Source organism: Herpetosiphonaceae bacterium (assembly GCA_036374795.1).
GTDB lineage: Bacteria > Chloroflexota > Chloroflexia > Chloroflexales > Kallotenuaceae > LB3-1.
This window is the reverse complement of sequence record DASUTC010000347.1, coordinates 175768-194523: the sequence shown is the minus strand read 5'-3', so window position 1 is coordinate 194523 and position 18756 is coordinate 175768. Positions and strand designations below refer to the sequence as shown.

Sequence of the window (18756 nt, the reverse complement as noted above, 5' to 3'; positions counted from 1 at the left end):
TGTCCTAGCCGGCCATATCCAGTGGCAGCGTCAGTTGTATGCGTTCCGCTTGTTCCATCACCTTGTTGCGGACGACGTAGAGGGGCACGGGGTAGGCTTTTTTCCATTCATCATCGCTCAATTCCCAGAGCGGAAGTTGCGGTGAGCGGTATGACGTATCATAGAGCCGTGGGTTGGTAATGCTGGAGGGATGTTTGTGATCTGGTTGATAGTTCACCGTATAGTGGGCGAGCGTCACCTCATCATACACAATGGTCATGTGCTCTTCATATAACCACACCATCACACCCGCTTGCGCTATGCCCGCCTCGGCATAGATCCGCCAATTCCGAAAGCGTAGGTAGCCGAAGCGATCGACCCGTCGGCGCGTTCGCGTGGAATAAAAGACATAGTGCAGCTCGGCATCGCGATAGACCCGCCCACGGACCCACGCGAGGACCTGAAAGGGACTCCGGCGTCCATCCTCCCGCTCCTGATGCGCAAAATGTTCCTGATAATTATAGTCGGCAACCCAGCGTGCGTGCGCATCAAGCACGGCTTCCCATGTCGTGGCCTGTTCGAACTGGGCGTCGGCCATGCGGCGCTGGATGCTAAACAGCGCCTCGATGTAATTTTGCCAAGGTTGCCGTTGCTCAATCTGCTCTTTCCGAATCCCTAACGTATGATAAATTTCAAGGGCTTTCTTGGCCCGAAATACGGCACCACCATCGGTGACAATGGCTTCGGGTACGCCATGATTCCGAACTGCAAGAAAGAAGACAAAGAGATAGGTGGTCAAATCTTGGGATCGTGTTACCGTACTTGCCAACACGGCACGACTATAGTTATCCATGACCGTGATACAGTAAATCATCCCACCTGCTCCTCCACACATATCCAAATAGCGAATATCAATGCTCCAATATTGATGTCGTCGTGTCGCTTTAAAGGGCATCGCTTTTGGTTCATGCGGCTGCTTTGGGGTGCTTGGCTGATGATAGAGCGCCCGATTCAGCGCCATAATGCGTCCACACTGGCGCGGACTGAGCTTCACGCCCAGTTCCTGCTTGAGCGCCGCGCTCATGCGGAAGGCTCCCAAGCGCGGGTTCTTTTGGAGGCGGCGAATGGTCAGCAGCACCTTCAGCGTAACCGTGCGGACACGCCGTTTCGGCGCATGGGAACGCGGCACGAGGGCTGCTAAATCCTCGTTCACCCAGCGCTTCAAGATGGCATCCACTGTCGGTCGGCTCGTGTGCAAATACGCGGCGATGGACTGTTTGCCCCAGCCTTCAATGTGCAACTGGATGATGGCGCGCCGACGATCCACAGGTGCCATCGCATGAAAGTACGGGAATCGCCGCTGCACGGGTGGGACCGGCGGTGTTTCTTCCAGCACGCGCTTAATCGTCCGCGCACCGGGGCGGTAGTCGAGCTGCGCATGACACATCCGCGCCAGTTCGTTTGGGTTCAGATCAGGATGCTCCCCTTTCAGCTCGACAATCAACTGCCGGACAGCAGGCGGGAGGGTCCGTGGCGGGGGTCGATGTGCCGCAGCGGTGAGTCCCGCAAAGCCAGCGGTGCCAAAGCGTTGGAGGTGGCGATAGAGCGTGCGCACCGGCTCTCCGGTTTCGTGCGCCCGTTCCTCAGCGGAATCACCAAATAACACAACGGGGCGGATGATTTCGTAACTGCGTTGTTCCGGCCAGCGGAAGCGCAACGTGAGCTGTGTCCATGCGTCGGATGCGGATGCTTGGTGTCGCTTCCCCATTGGCGTCTCCTGGGCCACGATGTCGTGCAGCGAAGATCAGACTCCGCAGGTGTGGTAGCGCGTCAAGAGGCCACAGCATTGCTTGGATGCTGGGTGGAGGGCGCTCGCGAAAAATGTCAAAAAAAGTATAGGCTACAGGGGAAGCAATGTCGAGTCGTTGTGCGGAGAACGAGGAAACGAGCAGGGCCGAAGAACAATCTGCCATTTAATGGACAGCTATATGTAAAGGATCATATGGCTCGGTGTGACCAGCTGGATCTGCTCACCGATCCCACGGCGCTACCGCAGCGCGATCCGTCCCGTCCGGCCGCGCCGCGCTGGATCGTTGTCCCGCTCGATCGCGCCGAGGGCTAGCAGCGACGGTCCGGCCCAGCGGATGATCATTCCTGGGTCGGACCGGCGGCACCGCGCGCCGATCAGCGCCGCCGGCGGCGGGATGACCGCCGCGGGGCCGGGTCAAGCTGAGCGGTAGGACCTTCGGTGAGCAGCTGCTGCACCATGCGCTCGACGCCTTCCAGGCCCACCTCGTCGATGACCACCTGGAGGATCGCCTCGTCGAGCCCGTCCTGGGCCGCGCGCGCCGTCCTGGCCGGGCATACCAGAATATGAAATTCCTGCTCGGCTCCGTGGGGCGTGCTGACGACCGCCGTCTGCACCACGGTCCCGCGCGGAGGCAGGTCCGCGATCGGCACGCGCTCCGGCGGCTGGTCCGCGAACAGGGGCAGCTCGGCATAGGGCCGTCCATCGGCGTCTCGACCGAAGCGGGCGGCGGTGCCGACCGGGATCAAACGCGCCTGTTGGGTGAGATAGTGGGCCGCGACGCTCCGCAGGACACTCCGATCCGTCGCCGGTCGGGTTGCATCTGTGGCGGTATCCGGGACGGCGCGACCACGCGGGCGGCGCGGCCGCAGCTCGGGCGGCTGGTTCGATGATTCATCTGCCGGATCGTCGGCCATCTTTCCTCCGTGCAGCAGGGAGATTACCAGTCGTCGGACGCATCCCAGCGCGCCGCATCGTCGCCCTCCGTCGCCCAGGGATCATCCCCCCACCCGTCCTGCCGCCAGGGGGGTTGCGCCCTGCTCGACCCGGCGCGCAGCTGCGACGGCAAGCGCGCCGTAAACTCCGCCGGTGACCGGCCGGTGCGTCGGCACCACCACGCGCACAGCTTCTCGGCAACCGTGGCATACGGAATGACCCGCTCCTCGATCCAGGTTGCTGGCCGACCCCCAAAGGTAAACCGGCGATCGCCGCTCAGGGGCTGCTGGGGAATCGTTGGCTGGAGATCCGCGGGCAGCCAGGCACTCGCCGTCTCCTGCCGCGCATGGAACGGGAAGCGGAAGCCGGGACCGCTGATGACGATGCTCAGATAGGTCTGGTCCTCGGTGGGATGCCAGGCCAGTCCGATCGTGGCCTCCCCTGCGCCGTCGAGGGGGAGCAGCCACCCGTCCTCACCCGCATGCCCAGCAGACAGATCCGCGCTGGCGACCAGTGCCGCCAGGACCCGATCTTTCATCGCGTAGCAGATGGAGCGCTGGACGCCGGTGCGCGCCTTGGCATAATGGTTGAGATGCCAGCAATAGTACGCGGCCCGAAAGAGGGGGGCAATCGGGTCTCCCAGCTGCTGTATCCGCTCCAGCGTCTCCGTATGCGCCGCCATGCCATGCTGCACCGCGGTGTCCACGGCTTTCAAACCGCGCTGGCGGCGCTGGTGAAACAGCGCAATGTCGGCGGCCAGGGACGTCCGCGCGGCGATGACATCGGCGCAATCGAGCACATATTTGACACTCCCGCGGCCGTAGTCGCCTTTGACGGTTTCGAGGAACGGAAGCGTGCCGTCCGCGATCCAGGCGCGCACTTTCTCGACGGTCACGCCGAGATAGGTCGCCGCCGTCGTCGTCGTGATCGGGACCGGTCGGCCCCGATGGAGATCGCCCAGACGCTGCAGCACCTTGAGCAACGGTTCAACCGCTGCTAGCCCGGCCTGGGGCGAGCGATCGCGCAGCGCCACGCCATAGGGCTCGGCCCGGAGCCAGGTGATCAGCGCCGGGATCAGATCGTCCCACCAGTCGGACTCGGCCAGGGTCGGCACAATCGCTCGAAAGCTGGCGATCGTATCCGGTCCTGCGGGGATGCCGGCCTGTTCGCCGACCGCGGCCAGGGCCGAATCCGGCAGCTGCAGCAGCGCGTCGCGAATCCGACGCGCCTGTGCTTCGCGCGGTGACGCGGGAGGGGGCTCACCGGCGCACGGGCTCTCCCACGCCGGCATGCGGGTCCAGGTCGCCTGACAGCGGGTACAGCGGTAGGGTCGGGACTCGGCGGTCGCGAAGATGACCGTGTGGCCACCCTCGGTGGTGATTTCTGTACCCGCCTTGCACGGCCCGATCGCCGCGGCCCGCTGCGCCGCGCGGTGCGCCTGCTGCTGGGCCGCCTGCGCTGCACGGGCTGCTTGTTCCCTGGCCCACGCAAGATCGGATTGCTCCTGGGCGGCGTGGCGCGCCCGCTGGACCTGGCGCTGGTGGTCGCGGGCGCGCAGCTCGGCGTCGAGCCGGTGCTGGATACTGGCCGCGGCGGTGTCCGGGGGCGTGTGCCGAAGGTAGGCAGCCATCCGATCCAGATTGCCGGCGTGATCCGTTGCGTGCTGGCGCCGTCGCGCGTCGGCACCCGTGATGATGTCCGCAATCGCCACCGTCGCGATGTGCAGGATGGCCTGGTCATCCGCTGCGGCGATGGCGGCCTGAATCGTGGCATCGTCAGCTGTGGCTGAGAGCCCGAGCCAACGGTGCGGGGCGCGCAGCGCGACGACGACGGCGACGACGGCACGCTGCACACCGATCGGCATGCTCGACAGCACCTGATGAAACTCTGCGAGAGCAAGCTTGGTTCGTGGGATCATGCTACACTCGTCTGCTACGTTCGCTGCGGCCGTGAGTCTCTGCTACTATACCCGAACCGAGCGGGTTCGTTGCAACCTGCGCCATCGAGCGCGCGTCACCCGGAGCGGCGTGGGGCCCGTCGCGCGAACGCTCCCTGATTCCCGCGCGACGCCCGTGCATCAGTCGAAGAGCGATCCCGTCGTGGGCATTGCCGACTCGGGATGTTCGTAACCGTCATCCATCGGCAGATCGGGCCGTTGGGCGGCGGCAAAGGCCAACTGATCGCAGCGCTCGTTCTCCGGATGTCCCGCGTGTCCCTTGACCCAGGTAAAGGTGACCTGGTGCTGCGCGACCAGTTCCAGCAGTTGCTGCCACAAATCCGGATTAACAGCGCGGTCTTTTTTGGTCCGCATCCAGCCGTTGGCCCGCCAGCGCGCCGGCCAGCCCTTCGTCATCGCCTCGACCACATATTCTGAGTCGCTGAACACCGCGACGACGCAGCGTTCTTTCAACGCACGTAGGCCCGCGATGACGGCGATCAACTCCATGCGATTGTTGCTCGTCAACCGAAAGCCGCCGGAAAGTTCTTTGGTGTGTTCGCCAAATTTCAGCACCACGCCATAGCCGCCCGGACCGGGATTGCCGATACAGGCCCCGTCGGTAAAGATGGTCACCTGCCTGAGTTCCGTGGTCATCTGGTTCCCCCGCGTCCAGCTCACGAACCCTGCGTGAACACCAGCTATTGTACCGTGTTGGCCCATGGGACTGCTCCCTCCCAAAGCGCCGATAACGGAGCCAGCAGGCGAATCATGATGTGGTGGACGACGATGATCTCCTGCCGTGGCGTCGTGCGATGCGCCCTGCTGGTCGTGTACGCTCCACCGTGCCTATCGGCGATTCGACCGGGTATGCTCACCAACGGGTGAGCATACCCGGTCGCTTCACGGCTGGGACGATAGCCCTCCTCCAAGCTCCCTCCCCACTCATGATTCGTCCTCCTCCTCGTCCTCCAACAAGGAGCGCTGCTCCATGCCTGATTCGTCACCCTCCTCGCTCATGTCGTTATCGTCCATCCACAGGTGTTCTTGCTCACGAAACACCCAGGGACCGATCACCGCGGCGTACCGATCCATGCGCTGCGCCCACTGGAGCGGAATCGGGAGCAGGGTCATCTCCCCACCACTCAGGTACCCCATTCGGCGCCAGGTATGTACGGCCAGCGCCCAGGCTTCGTCGCTATCACCGGGCTGTTGGGCAGCGACCAGAATCTCAAGCATCGAGGGAATCGCGTACTGCTCACTCGGATCGTGCTGTTTGCCACGCCGCGGCTGGCCTTGCGTCTTCGGTTTCGTGGCGATATTGAAGAATGTCCGTGGTGCCTCACCATCTCGAAAGAGGCCACTGGCATAATCACGACCAGGCGCAGCGTTCTCCGTGTACCAGAGCGGCGTCTCGCCGCGCTCAGAGGTACGCAGTCGAATGAGCCGAAAGCGTGTCTCCATGCGATCGATCGGCTTTGCCTGGCTCCCTTTCCGAAACCGTAAGGCATCAAGCGCGATCTCACTGTTCTGCAATCCCGGCCACAACCAGCGGATGTTCTGGGCCTCAGCCAGGATAACAATATCCTGATGGAAGCTGCGCGGTAACTCCTCCGTGAGAAATTGTTCCAGGCGTGCCAGCATCTCGTCCTGACGAAAGCGGCTCACATCCTTGTCTTTCATCCGGGTAATATCCAGCAACGCTTGATAAAATGGTCGCACGCCGAGTTGCCCGTCAGGTAGCCACGCGTGGACACCGGCTGTTTCGGTATCGAAGATCGTCACGACGGGCAGATAAATCCGTGTCTCTGTCCATTTTCGGGTCAGTCGCAGCATCCGCACGCCGGCAACCACCATCGCTTCCGGCAAGGAGTGACCGTCAGGTGGTGTCACGGTGATGCGTCCCGGCAGGTATCCCATCTGACGGAGACCTTCCAACACCGCATTGTCACACCGTTCGCGCAGCAACTCTGCGGGGGTTAGGCGTGTCCGGCCCTGCGGTTTTCCTTGCTGATCTGGATGGAACTTCCCCGTGGTGAACTTCGTCACCCGGCCAGTGTCGGCCATACCGAGCCGGAGTGCCCGTTTGGGATCACGCAGACCAACCAAGCGGCGACGTTGCCGGTCCCGTGGGTCCTGAAAGTGCTGAAGTTCAATCAGGGCAAGTGTTGGTACTGCGGCGGGTTCGAGTGCCTCCTGAATCTCCTTAGCCCGACGATCTGTCTCGCGCCGCTTGTACTCACCCTTGTGCTTCTGGTCCGCCTCAGTGGGCTCCGGCAACATCCGCCCGATGGTATCTAGCGCACGCGGGACGACCTGGATCATTCCGCCATCTGGGAGCGGAATGATGTGTTCCATTGACGGATCAATCGGCGGGATTTCTGGCGTGGCCCGCTTGCGTGTGACCTTGCTACGCGGCTTGTTCAGGTCGGACAGTTCAGGAGCCGACGGTGCTGCAGTGTCGAACATGGTGTGCTGCTCGGCGAGCGGTGCGGACAGAGGTAGCTCTGGCTCGCCGACCTCCTCAAGCGGAGGACGTGGCCCAGTCAGCATATCATGCAAACCGTAGATGAGTTGGTTGCGGCCCTCCTGGGTCTGCCACCAGACCTCGACCACCACGCGCGGTCCGATCGAGTCGCGTACTGCCTGGAGTCGCTCTTCAGCTGGAAGATCACGAAGATCGTCCGCGAGCATCGCTGCGTTACGCTGAGGTTTACCCGTCGTGTCGGAGCGCTCAAGCGGCGCAATGAGAGTCAGCACTTCGTCCATGGGGTGGGCAATCGCCTCGGTGATGGCCTCGCGTACTTCCAGGCCCATGCCCGCCTTGACTGGATGATTCCGTGGCGTTTTCTCGACGATTGCGGCGATGACCGTATCCTCATCCATGGGTTCCAGATAGCGTTCGGGATGAGAGGTCAGTTCGCTGGGATCGGGCAGTGCTGCCCCGATCCGGCTCGCAATGCCAGCCAGCGCATCCCGCCAGACCGGCACGCGCTGGTTTTGACCAAATTCGGCATCAAGCATCGCCCGCGTGAAGTGCGATGACTGCGCAACACCGCTGAGCGGGCGAGGGTGGCGCAGATACACAGTACGACCCTCACGTCCTGGGAGGTACAAGGACTCTTCAGTCCGAAGCGGCAACAATCGCCAGCGACGGATGCCATAGGCCATATGAATGCGTGGACGCGAACACCCGACCAGGTTCTGTACGGTGATCGTGATCGTGTAGCTATAGGCTCCGCGTCGCCCGCTATTGTCCTCGGTATAGTAGACTGGGGGCCAGGTTTGAAGCTGCGCCCCACCGTTGGTTGTCGGTACACGCACCAGTGGACGCATCGTTTGCTGAATCGGGATTGCGACCTGGCGACGCACCAGGAGATCCGCAATGAACGCCGGCAGGGCTGCATACGTCAAGGTATCGATCCGTGCAGTATCGTTGACGTGGACATCATTGTTCCGGACAAAGGTAAAGTCCTCCCACACCAGATCCTCAGCCTGGAGTGCGGCGTAGGAGGCTTCATATGCCGTGGCCAGATCTTCCCGCTCGGCGTACTGTTCAGCAAGCCAGGCACGTGCAATTCGCCAGATCTTATCAGGACGGACATCCGCTGCGGCGATCAACCATGGGCGGTCCGAATAGTGGGCCTGGCCGGGTGTGACAAAGAGTTGCGGAGTGAAGGCCGCGATGGCCGCATTTAGAGAAGCAATGCGGAACGACCGTGGGCGGTCGGCCCGCGCTCCTTCTCCTGCCAGCGCCGCCAAGGGTCCGCGCCACTCGTAGGGAAAATGCATGGCGCGGAGCGGCAACGTTAAGCTGGACTCGACGAGGTGGAAGGCAACCGGCTGGATCTGTTCATGTGCCACGATACGTGTTCTCCTTCAAGTATGCGCCACCCGGGACCGCCCATTCGCAGCGACCGTTATCGGTCTATGAGGCGCTGCAACGCCTGAGCAAATGATCCATACAGAGCCTCAGCGATGGCAGCCTGCGCCGGATCGGGATCGTGCAGGGCTTCCTGCAACAGGCGGTGAAATCCGACGACCATGCTCGTGGCTTCCGTGTCCCGTTCGCCCGCCACAAGGCCGGCCCGAACTTCGGCCCACTTTGCATCCACAAAATGGACTCGTGCTGGCACACCGCCACGCAACAGGCGGCCAATGCATTGCCAGACAAGGACCAGTTGGGTCCACAGCAATCCCGTGCGGTCCGACATGCCCCGATAGGTTGCCTGTCCTACCCCGTCCGGCGAAACCATTCGCCACCGGCGGTCAGCCTCTGCGCGGAGCCATGCGCCGGCCGCCCCAACAGTTGGGAGATCACACGTCCCCGCTGCATCCATCGCCCAGGCGTTGATCTTTTGGATGGCAATATGCAGATCCCCGGGCACTGGCAGCGGGCGAGTCAAGAAGAAGACACTTCCGATCGCCGCTTCCTGACCGACGAGAATGTTGTGACCACGCTCGATCGCCTGCAGTGGTGCCACGAGAAACCGCACGCCCTGCAATTCCGGCAGTCTGGCAAGGTTGCTACGTCGCAGCTTCGCCTGTGGCCTGCGCAGTTGCAGGTCGCCGTCAACATCTGGAATGAGCGCGACCACTGCCTCACCCGCTGCGACTCCAAGGACATCAGATAAGGCTTGCTCGACGTACTCGGCTTCCTGGTAGCTACCCACGACGAGGAGGATACGCTGGCGGTGCGAATCAAGCTTCCTGAACTCGTCATCGAAGATGCTGCGTGGTACCCCGCCGATGGTCGTGCGATGCCCCAACGCACGGACCATCGCCGTCAATGCGTTGATCCGGTCTTGCGGTGCCGACTTACCCGAGACGTGCAGAAAGCGCCCACGAGCGCGGGGATCGGGATCAGGAACGAACGTCCAGAAACAGCGCGTCTGGGCGGTTTGGTCAGCCCGTGTCGGCAGCAATGCATAATCTGGAGCGCGATGCAGGTGGTACCGCCAGGAACCTGGTGCCCAGGATGTCCCACTGGTGAGGAGGACATGTGGGCCTGGGACGCTATCCGTTGGTATGAAGGCATCATGCAGATGATAGAGCAGTGCGCGGCCGAGGCCACGCAAGCGGAAAAAGCGGAGTTCGCCTTGCCCGTTGTCCTGCGGATCGTAATACTGAAAGCCCAGGATTGCGCCGGTGGGTGCTTCAGGCACCATGCGAGTCACGCTCTCTGAGGGCGGAAAGAACAGACCGCCGCTGCCTTTGTCGAGGTCAAGAATCTCCTCAGCGGTTGACCAGCCAGTGATCACCTGTCGCAGTGCCTCATCCAGCACGGTCACCAGGAGCGCCGCGAGCAGGCGCGAAGCGAGGGTTTCCCGTACTTGGGCGTGCAGACGCTCAATACCCGGTACAAGGTCGGCAAGCGACGATTCCACGAGGTCGCGGGTCTCGTGGTGATCCGCGCCGAGGAGATGGAGCCGCACGGCGTCAACCCAGGCGGTGGAGGGTCGCGGGCGTCCGGTGCGACCCAAGGGGTTGTGGCTAAAGACCTCGCTAGCCTCCATGAAGAGGGCGACATCGCGTCCGTACTCGTGCTCAAGATGATAGGCCAATCGCTGCAGCAGGCGGCGGCCAGTAAAGTAGCTGGCACGGAGCCAGTGCCGTAACATCTCATCATCGCGAAGCAGGCGGAGGAGGCTATCGGCTGCCCGCTGCGCATTATTGTGGGCAGCCAACCAGCGGTCGAAGGGACGCGAGCGACCAAGCAGAGGTCGTCCGGGGCGATACACTTGGCGGGCAACCTGGGCATAGAGACGGTCGAACCACGCATTGGCGCGACCGATCAGCACCTCGGTCTGGGCAAAGCGGTCATCAAACTGCGCCTGGACCATATCTGCCTCGTCAACGAGGACCACGTCGGCGGACCACATCACCATCTCGATGAAGCGCATGCGCTCCCGAATGAGTGGACTCTGCGGGCTGCTTGCGAGGAGACTCGCCGGGGTCGCCAGCCAGATCGACGCATCGAGGAGCGTTCGAGTCGGCTGATGGACTGGGCAGGCTGGCAGCAACGGGCAGGTGACCGGCTGGTGTTCTTCGTCGTCGCCCTGAGGTGCTTCGACCAGTGCGGTACATGGCTCCTGGCCAGGCGGGATGGGACGGCTGTCCGGGCGGAGTCCATCCAGCGGACAGAGCGTAGAAAGGATCGCAAAGCCCGCATGGTCGAGTTGCAGTCCGGCCTTGCCCCGGTCATGCTCGGCGGCATGGAGGCGATTGAGGTGCGCCAGGCGGGTACTCCGGCCAATCAGGGGCATGGCCCGAATGCGCGCATCGGCAGCATGGAGCCGCTCGTACTGCTCAAGTTCACGGAGGAGCGTTGCGACATCGCCATAGACCAGTACGACGCGCAACCCTTCGCGCGCGAAGTGGACAGCCAGGACCGTCAGGAGGGTAGACTTGCCGCTGCCCAGCATGCCGATCAGGTGGCACAGTCCGTCGAGGCGGAGCGTGTCGGCAGGCACGAAGCCTGACGCAGTGACCGCGCGTAATTGAATATCCATCGAGGTTGCCCAGCGATCCGTGCCGAGCATGCTATCCATCCAGTGCGCAGTTGCGCGCAGCGCGTTGAGTGATACGTCAAGCGGTGGACGAGCCTGCGATGGGGCAACGCTCCTTGCTGCGAACCCCTGGACAAGAGCCGCCGTTCGCCCATCGATCTCGACCTCGAACGGCTCCCGATCGATGGGGAAGCGGTAGGCTCCTGGGGAAGCAAACCGTGGGTGCGCCACCGCCCAGGGCGGCGCCTTCTCGAAGGTCGTGCGCATGACCGCACACCGATCTGGGGCAAGCGTGGAGGGGACTGGCACGATCTGCCCATTGCGGATACGGTAGATCGGGTAGGGCTCGGCAAGGGTGCTATACTCGCTCAACCAACGCTCCCAGGTGCCGCGCCCGAGGGGTGCGCGCAGATGCTGGCGCACGCAGGCAATCGCGCGGCGTGCTGCCTCCGAGAGCCGTTCACGCGCCGGGAAGGGATGACCGTTCAATACCGTCCACGCCAAGTCTGGTGCCTCACCTGGCAAGTAGTCGGCGAGCAAGGTCAAGATCAACTCGGTCTCCAGCAGGTCGGCTGGGGCCATGCTTGGTCGTCCATAGGCAACGCGAGCCGCTTCAAATTCCCGCATGAGTCCGTCGCGCCAGCGCATGGTCTCACGCATACCCCTGCTCCTTCCGCCGCGTGATCCGGGCTACAAGATCGCTAATGGTGAGAATGGTGAAGGCATCACTCCCGGCCAGCTCGCGTAGGATGGTGAGATAGGCAGCGTTCTCGGCAAGGCGGGCATCAGGAATTGCGAAGAAGAACTGCCGCCAGTCCGGTGCCTCATCGGCGAAGGTCGTCAGATGCCGCCCAAGCAGATGGGGATGTTGCCAGTCCTTGAGATCGACCGCCCACGTCGTGCCGTCGTCAAAGATCACGCGCACGTCATAACGGTCATAGAAGGGCCAGAGCTGGCAGGTCAGCCCGAGAGCTTCGACTTGGCGGACGAGGTTAAGTTCGTAGATTCCAGGAGCAACGACGTATTGGCGGATCGCGCGCCGGACGCGCAGTGGCGGATCATCTGTATTAAACGGTCGGGTGGCCGTGCCACGACTGAAGTTTTCCGTCAAGACTCGGCAGCGAGGGCTACCACACCGGAGTCGTCCCTTCATGCGCTCAAGTGTCCAGCCACAGTGACCACAGAGCAGGAGGTGTCCGTGATGAATGGCGGTCGTGGGGATGCGCTCATACAGCTCATGAAGGTGAGCGGCGAATGGCGTCAGAGTCCGCACGGCTGCTGCATCGCTAATCTCGTCCTGCGTGGCCACCGGATGTTCGATCACGAAGCGGCGAAAGGCGACATACCCATCTTGGCTGCGTCGCCCCTGGGCAAGCGTGCGAACAACGCCCATCTGTGCTTCACAGAGCTCCAGTTCGGCGTCGCCATACTCCAACCCATGTGCCAACTCTCGACACAGGGGCGTCAGTTCGTTGTCCTCGTTGAGGAGTGGCTCATCGTACAGCCGTCCTGATGCGCCAAGCGGCAGGGGCCAGTCACGGGGAGCGTGACGACACCAGTCGTTGATGACGACACCGAGGTGTGCCGGTGCCGGAAGTCCGCGAATGAGGCACTCAAAAGCTAACATCCGAGCGCCACGCTCCCACGCATCGTGGTAAGGTGCATGTAACACCGCATCGAGTTCGATGCGCGTAGTAAGATGCGTTAACCCGACCGCAAGCAAGGACACGATCACATCATTAATGGGGGCGGTAATCGCGGCCGTTGAGGTGCCACGGCCGAGTTCGGCTAATCCCGCTGGGGTAAGATGCAACGAGCGGGCACTGCCGCTCCAGTCGACATAGGTTGGGCGCAAGCGCGACAACTGACGCTGGATTGTGGCTCGTCCACTACTCGGCAATCCTGCCGCTAATGCGATTTCTGCTAAGGTCGGATTTTGTCCACCATTCTCTCGGGTCACCCGATCGATAAGATGGAGGAGGGCAATCTCGTTCTCGGTAAGTTCAGGCATAGTGCAACATTTGTTATAGTAACATTTGTTGCAACTATACAGGAGCAGAACATACTTGTCAAGACTCGCTGATGAAGCAACTTCGCGGATTTTCTCGTCGGTCATTGCCGCGCCGCTTTCTCAAGCGGCGCCCAACGAGGTAGCTGCTCAGAAGACCTCGTGCTGCTGTCGCGGAGAGGCAGGTACGTCGAGGGTACGTTTCTGACCCGGTGCTGGATGCCCCATCTCAGGAGGGCAGTGTCACGTTGAGTGATGGAACTGGCACAGATCGGAGGGCCTCATGCTTCAGGTACACCGAAGAGAGATCCGACAATTGCTTCGTCATTATCGGTCCATTTACCACTGTTATTAACTCCTGATAATGTGTATTCTTTGGAGTAACCGGTGCTATACTAGCCCAAGCGCAGGAAGCGTTACCCGCGTGGTCGACCGACCGCTGGATCGCAGCACAGGAGGTACGCATGCCTAAATCGCCCCACGCGCCAGATACGGCACTCGCCCGCGTTGAGCCGCAGGCCACGGAGGTCATCGTCGAGCTGCCGCCTCCGCCGTCACGACCGGCCCTGCCGCCACGCACCCTCGCCGACGTGCTGGCCGAGGTGATCCTGCGCGGTCGCTCGGAGCAAACCCGCCGTGCCTATCGCAGCGACCTCCAGGATTTTCTGGTCTATCTCGGCATTGCCGTCACGCTGCCCGCCGATCCCGAACACCTTCAGACCTCGCCCGACCTCACACGCCAGATCCAGGCCGCGCTCACCCGCATCCAGCAGGTGACGGAAGCTGACATCAGCGCCTATATCCGCCACCTCGCCGTCGGCTTACAGCCCGCCACGATCAGTCGCCGCCTCACGCCCTTGCGTCTGCTCTACAACCGCCTGCTGCGCTACCACCTGATCGCCCTGAACCCGATGGAGGAGATCAAAAAGCCCAAGGTCAGCCAGCAGAGTACCACGATCTACTTGAGCCGCCAGGAAGCCCGCACGCTCGAAGACGAATGCCAGGGACCGACCCTGCGCGACCTGCGCGACCATGCGCTGATCGTCTTGATGCTCTCGACCGGCCTCCGCTCCAGCGAGGTGCTGCGGATCACCTTTGCCGATCTCGCCGAAATCGATGGGCATCGCGTCGTGTGGATCACCGGCAAAGGCAACCAGCGCGATCGGGTCAAGCTCAAGCCGCGGACGTGGCAGGTGCTGCAGCGCTACCTTCAGGCACTGCGCGCGGAGCAGATCACCGACGGCGCGGTGTTCCGCCGCCTGCGGCACAAAGGCCGCGATCCCCAGCAGCCCGATGCGCCGCGGCGCTACGCGATCCACGGCCCGCTGACCTATGATGGTCTGAAATACATTCTGCAAACGCGCTTCACGCAGGCGAAGCTGCACCTGAAGCTCGATCCCGAGGCCGAATCCCGGGCGGCCCGCCCCGGCAAAGGGAACACCGCGCAGCAGGCGCGCCGGACGAAGGTGACGCCCCACGGGCTGCGCCACTCGTTCGTGACGCTGGCGCTGAAGGGCGGCGCATCGCTGACCAAGGTCCAGGCCGCCGCACGGCATAGCGATCCGAAGACGACGATGCGCTATGCCCACGATCAGGATGCCCTGGATGATAACGCGGTGGATTACGTCAACTGGTAATCACGCATCAGCCGACGAGCAATGCCCCTGGGTACGTGCTGGCCGCTCGCGCAGGTTGGCCGACCCGGGCGCTCACGCAGGCCGGAACTGGAGCGTCCAGCCCGTGACCTCCAAAAACGCCGTTCCGGCTACGGTTATCTCGGTGGGGGTAAGCGTGCCGCGATAGCGGGCCACGACTTCCCGCCGGTCCTGATGGAGCGACGGCGCGCCCACCAGCGTGACCTGACTCGGCAGCAGGCGGCGGATCGTGGTTTCGAGCGCGCCCTGATGCCCGGCGGGATGGACCTGCACCTGCCACCCCGTGCGCTCCGCCACGGTCGTCAACTGCTCGGCGTAGCGCTCCTGCGCCCGCAGGGGAAAGTGAAAGCGTAGCAGCAGGATGCCGCGCTCCTGATCCGCGCCGATCTTGTAACAGCCGGTGTCGGCGGGAAACAGCGCCTGGGCCACCGCCAGCGCCGCATTGTACTCCAGGCGCTGCTGCGGCACGCGGCTCGGCACGGCTCCTGGGAGCGGCGCAGGTACCCCCTGCGCCGGGCGGCACACGATCTCCAGCGTCCAGCCAGTCAGCTCGTGAAACTGGCGTTGTGCGGCAGCGATGGCGTCGCCGGGGGCCGTGCCCTGACAGCGGAGTTGCACCACGCGCTGATCGAGCCGGAGCGAGGGATTGCGCTCCACGGTCAGCCCCTCCGGGAGCGCCGCCAGCGCCGCCTGGGCCAGCGCACCCTGGTGCGGCTGCGGCGCGATCCGCACCGGGACGCCGCCGGCGTCCTGCACGGCCTGGATCGCCTGGGCATACCGCTCGCGCGCCACGTCGGGGAAATGAAACGCCAGGGTGATCGCACCGCTCTCCGGGTCCACCCCGCGATGGTAGAGATCCGGCGCGTCGCCCAGGTGCTGTTGCACCAGCGCCAGCAGCGCGGTCTGATCCGGTCGGGCCGTGGTCGCGGTGGGCGTGGCACGCACCCCGGCGGCCTGTGCTCGGCGCACCTCGGTCGCTGACCGCACCCGGTACAGCCCCGCCACGCCTGGCAGCTCCACGAAATGGGGCTGGGCGTCAGCCAGGGCCACCGCCGCGTCCTGTTCCGCATCCGCAGGAGCAGCCTCGCCCCACCAGAGCCGGACGACCTCGCGCACGCTGACGGTCTGGACGCCTGTGCCGTCGTCGAGGTGCTGCCACAGGCGTGCGAGATCCAGCGGCGCACCGTCCCCGATCGGCTCCGGGCGTTCGGCGATCGCCGGTGGGACGGATACCGCCGGACGGTGTCGGCCTCCCAGCGTGATCGTCAAGGACTCGCCGTCCGTGGGCAACACCACATGCGTCAGCTCCTTGATCCGCGCCCCCAGCACGGCGCGGGCCTCGGCGTCGCCATGCACCAGCGCCGTGATTCGCGGCTTGACGGCGCGCACCAGCCCCGCGAGTTCATGCCCGTCGGCGTGGGCGCTCAACCCGTAGGTGTCCACTCGACAGCGCAGCAGCAGCGAGCGACCTTCCAGGTCGATGCTCCCGCCACCATTCGCCACAGCTGCCTGGAGCTTCCGCCCCGGCGCTTCCTCATCCTGATAGCCCGTGATCAGGATTGCGGCCCGCTCGTCCCCGGCCAGCCGCGCCGCGAACCAGGCGCTTGGCCCGCCGGTGAGCATGCCGCTGCTCGCGACGATACAGCTTGGCGGTCCTTGAAGGATCGTCTCGCGCTGCGCGGGCGACTCCACCGGGCGCACACTGCGGCTGAAGAAGGCGTGGCCCCCGTTCTGGAGATGGCGGCTGAGCGCGGGCGCGAGCGCCTGGGGAAACGACTCGTAGGCCGCGCAGACCGAGCGGACCAGGCCATCAACCCAGATCGGAAATTCCGGGATCTGATGATCCCGTTGCGCCCGTTGGAGGATCATCAGCACCTCTTGCGCCCGGCCCAGCGCAAAGGCCGGGATCAGGACGTGGCCCTGCTGGACCTGGGCGGCGACGGTCTGGGCCAGGCGCTGCTCCTGGGCCTGGCGGTTGGCGTGGAGCAGCGCGCCGTAGGTCGACTCCAGGATCAGCAGATCGGGGTGCTTCAAGGTGGGCAGGCCCGCGCCGCGAATGGTGCGCTGCGGGGTCATACTCACATCGCCGCTGATCAGCACCCGTCCGCTCGGTGCCTCGAAGCCGAGCATGATCGCCCCGGCGACGTGGCCGGCCTGGACGGTGTGGATCGTCACCTCGGGCAGTTCGGGAACCTGGGTGGTGCCACTGAGCGGCAGCGGGCGGACGCAGCGGAGCATGGCGGCGACTACCTCGGCGTCGAAGAGCGGGATCTCCAGCTCCTCGGCGGCGCGGCGGCTCATGATCCGCACCGCGTCGGCGAGCATCACCTCCATCAGGCGCAGGGTCGGCAGCGAGGCGTAGATCGGGACGGTGGGGAACGTCTGATGGAGGAGCGGGAGCGCCCCAATATGGTCGGCGTGGGCATGAGTCACAAAGATGGCGGCCACGTCCTTGCCGTCGAGCTGGGCCAGGTCGGGGAGCCGGTCAACGGAACGATCCATGCGCACGCCGGCATCGACGACCACCCAGCGCGAGCCAAGCGGGAGCGCCAGACAGCTCGCGCCCACGCCGGATGCGCCACCGAGAAACAACACGTCCATAGCCGGGGTGTACTCCTTCTGTGTCGGTTGCAGAGAGTGTACCGAGGAGCATCGGATTGGACAAGTCCCCGCTGGAGGTCATTCTCCACGACGGGTACGGCCTGCCGGAAATCGATCGCTGGTGGGATCGGTCTTGGGCAGCACGATCGCGCTACCGCTCCCTGTTGAGGCTGCGCTGGAGATTGAGCGTGCGGTCGCTGCACCTCCACCTCTCGTGTGCGGATTGTAACGACCGCGCAGCCCACGTGGTGAGCAACGGGGGCTTGGGTCAGATTCAGGGCTGTCCGCCACTGCCGAATCCCCGATCCCAGGGACTCGTGTGTTCCATCGCACCTTCTCACGAACGTACCTGCGGCACACCTTGAGGATACCGATACCTGCCAGCGTCGAGGGCTTGCGGTAGGCACCCACGGCTTCCCCCACAATGCAACGGCGAATCGCGAGCGCCGGACGTGCGCCTGGCTGGGCAGGTGGCTGTTCCTACTATTTAACGCGATCTTAACAGTATCGGTTTTTGGATCGGTCACCGATCCCCAACGTCGGCAGCGATCTGGTTTACTACACACACGGGAACGATCCCTGCCAGATCTGCATCAGGCACCGCTGCCCACATCTGCGTGAGAGCAGTCTGGCTCGGTAGGTGCTATCCCTGACGGATCGGGACCGCTCTCGTACGTTCCAGGCTTAGCGCCTGGCGCATGCAACGTGACTACGCGGTGGGCGCAGAGATCCGCCTGCGGTGAGAGGACGGCGATGATTCGAGTTGTACTCGTCGATGATCACCTTGAGTTCCGCTGGATCACCCGCTGCTTGCTGGCCTTGGACCCCGAACTCGAGGTGGTCGGCGAAGCTGGGAATGGCCTGGAGGCACTGGACGTGGTGGCGCAGATCCAGCCGGATGTGGTACTCATGGATGTGCAGATGCCGCTGCTGGACGGGATCGCCACGACCAAACGGATGCGAGTTGCCTATCCCGACGTGCAGATCGTCCTGTTCACGGGCGGCGACGATGGCGCGGTGCTGGACGGTGTGCGGGCGGGCGCGGTGAGGTACCTATGCAAAACGACGCCGCAGGCAGAACTCGTAGCGGCGCTGCGGGCGGCGCACAGACCCAACAGTCCATGACTGGACTAGGATGGTGTGGGATCTGGATCTGCTGCTTGCCGTGGCTTGACAATCGGGGATCGGATCAGGTATCATTCGGCTGCGCATCACGGGCATGGATTTGTCCCCTCGCATGCACACGCTAACACTCTACTACCACACTCTTCCAGCATCACCTATACCAGTATTTACCATGATGAGCGCGGCTCGCGCGGCTCTTG

10 protein-coding genes are annotated in these 18756 nt (G+C 63.6%); 2 read left to right on the top strand and 8 right to left on the bottom strand.

The window, feature by feature from the left end:
• Positions 1–4: 4 nt before the first annotated feature.
• From VFZ66_28000 to VFZ66_27970, 7 genes are all read right to left on the bottom strand, one after another.
• Positions 5–1747 carry a helix-turn-helix domain-containing protein gene (locus VFZ66_28000; GenBank protein ID HEX6293058.1) on the bottom strand — a complete coding sequence of 581 codons (1743 nt, stop codon included), beginning with the start codon at positions 1745–1747 and terminating at the stop codon, positions 5–7.
• Between the two features lie 416 nt (positions 1748–2163).
• Positions 2164–2703, bottom strand: a complete 540-nt coding sequence (locus VFZ66_27995) for a hypothetical protein (GenBank protein HEX6293057.1) — start codon at positions 2701–2703, stop codon at positions 2164–2166.
• Positions 2704–2726: 23 nt separating this feature from the next.
• Positions 2727–4640 carry a hypothetical protein gene (locus tag VFZ66_27990; GenBank protein HEX6293056.1) on the bottom strand — a complete coding sequence of 638 codons (1914 nt, stop codon included), beginning with the start codon at positions 4638–4640 and terminating at the stop codon, positions 2727–2729.
• Positions 4641–4799: 159 nt separating this feature from the next.
• Entirely contained in the window at positions 4800–5315 is a 516-nt protein-coding gene (gene rnhA, locus VFZ66_27985; GenBank protein ID HEX6293055.1) for a ribonuclease HI, read from the bottom strand.
• A gap of 288 nt (positions 5316–5603) precedes the next feature.
• Entirely contained in the window at positions 5604–8522 is a 2919-nt protein-coding gene (locus VFZ66_27980; protein HEX6293054.1) for a DUF3962 domain-containing protein, read from the bottom strand.
• A 56-nt stretch (positions 8523–8578) separates the two neighbouring features.
• Positions 8579–11827 carry a hypothetical protein gene (locus VFZ66_27975; protein HEX6293053.1) on the bottom strand — a complete coding sequence of 1083 codons (3249 nt, stop codon included), beginning with the start codon at positions 11825–11827 and terminating at the stop codon, positions 8579–8581.
• Positions 11820–13283: a hypothetical protein gene (locus VFZ66_27970; protein HEX6293052.1), complete on the bottom strand. Its 1464-nt coding sequence runs from the start codon at positions 13281–13283 to the stop codon at positions 11820–11822. The genes VFZ66_27975 and VFZ66_27970 overlap by 8 nt, the downstream gene beginning before the upstream one ends.
• Positions 13284–13639: 356 nt before the next feature.
• Between VFZ66_27970 and VFZ66_27965 the strand changes: the two genes are divergently transcribed.
• The gene (locus VFZ66_27965) at positions 13640–14812 is read left to right on the top strand and encodes a tyrosine-type recombinase/integrase (protein HEX6293051.1); all 1173 of its coding nucleotides are present in this window, start codon (positions 13640–13642) and stop codon (positions 14810–14812) included.
• A 72-nt stretch (positions 14813–14884) separates the two neighbouring features.
• Here VFZ66_27965 and VFZ66_27960 read toward each other — a convergent pair whose 3' ends face one another.
• On the bottom strand, positions 14885–17431 hold the full coding sequence (locus tag VFZ66_27960) for an MBL fold metallo-hydrolase (protein ID HEX6293050.1): 2547 nt from the start codon (positions 17429–17431) through the stop codon (positions 14885–14887).
• Positions 17432–18184: 753 nt separating this feature from the next.
• Here VFZ66_27960 and VFZ66_27955 point away from each other — a divergent pair.
• Positions 18185–18556, top strand: a complete 372-nt coding sequence (locus VFZ66_27955) for a response regulator transcription factor (protein HEX6293049.1) — start codon at positions 18185–18187, stop codon at positions 18554–18556.
• The last annotated feature ends 200 nt before the right edge of the window (positions 18557–18756 follow it).